This window comes from Luteibacter sp. P4_E6, assembly GCF_056401535.1.
Genome location: NZ_JBFUJE010000886.1, coordinates 1 through 1022 on the forward strand (window position 1 = coordinate 1; position 1022 = coordinate 1022).

Here is a 1022-nt window from a genome sequence, read left to right on the forward strand (position 1 = left end):
CCATGGGTTTCAGTGCAAGTATAACCAGGCAATAAGCGCAGCGTTTCGGCGATTAGGGACAGCGAAGGGGTATGGGAATGAAGCACGGAAAGATTTACGCCATCGTGGCGCTTTGCGCACTGGTCACAGTCACGGTGGGTGTCTCAGTGCCGTGGGCACAGGTACCAACGCCCGCGACGCGAGCTTCCGCTGAGGTTCTGCAGGCGATGCCCCGAGAGCAAAGCATCATGCTTTCCGATGGTCGAGTCCTCCACGTTCAAGGCGCCTTGGGGAAAGTGGTCATCAATGATCTGGCGGCTCCGGACCATTCGATTTCGCTGCCTCTTCCGGCAGTCCGCATCGGTAGCGCATTGGTTTCCCTGCCAGACGGGCGTGTGTTGATCTGGGGCGGTCTTGACCCTAYGGGCTCGGTGATCGATGACGGTCTCTGGCTCGATCCACGCACCTCTGCGTTCTCTATTGCGAAAATTGAATCGCTTCCGCGTGGCGCAGGTCAGGCAATGACATTGCTGACGGATGGTCGAATCCTGATCGCGGGAGGATGGAGTGCCGACTCTTCCTCGCCTGACGCTGCGATCTACCAGCCGGGATCCGAGTCGGTACAACTGCTGAATACGTCTGGCGTCCACATGGCGGTGTCGACGGCGGCTAGCCTTCGTAGCGACGGCTCAGTAGTGCTTCGCGCGAGAGGCGAGCCGGCGGTGCAGGGCGAGGCGGCGACGTTAGCGTTCTCGCCTGACTCGATGTCGTTCGGCAGTGGCGATCACAAGGATCCCGCCGAATTCGCTCTGGCGGCCTCGATTCCTGAAAACCTCGCAGAAAAGGTCTCGGCCTCTGCGCGTGTGGTACTTCGCTTCTCCAATTTGGTCGATCCGTCTACTGTCTCTCCCATGTCGGTAACTCTTGTGGGACCTGCCGGTAGCGTTCCTGCCGACGTCGGCGTTGCCGAAGATGGGCGGCTGGTCTTTATCAAGGCTCGAGGCGACCTCCTCACGGGCACCAAATACTCGGTTGTTCTGCAA

Annotated in this window: 1 protein-coding gene; it reads left to right on the plus strand. The window is 59.7% G+C overall.

The window, feature by feature from the left end:
• Window positions 1–77: 77 nt before the first annotated feature.
• Window positions 78–1022 (plus strand): Ig-like domain-containing protein (locus tag AC1DT2_RS24350; protein ID WP_477299314.1); only part of this gene is annotated, 945 nt, incomplete at its 3' end.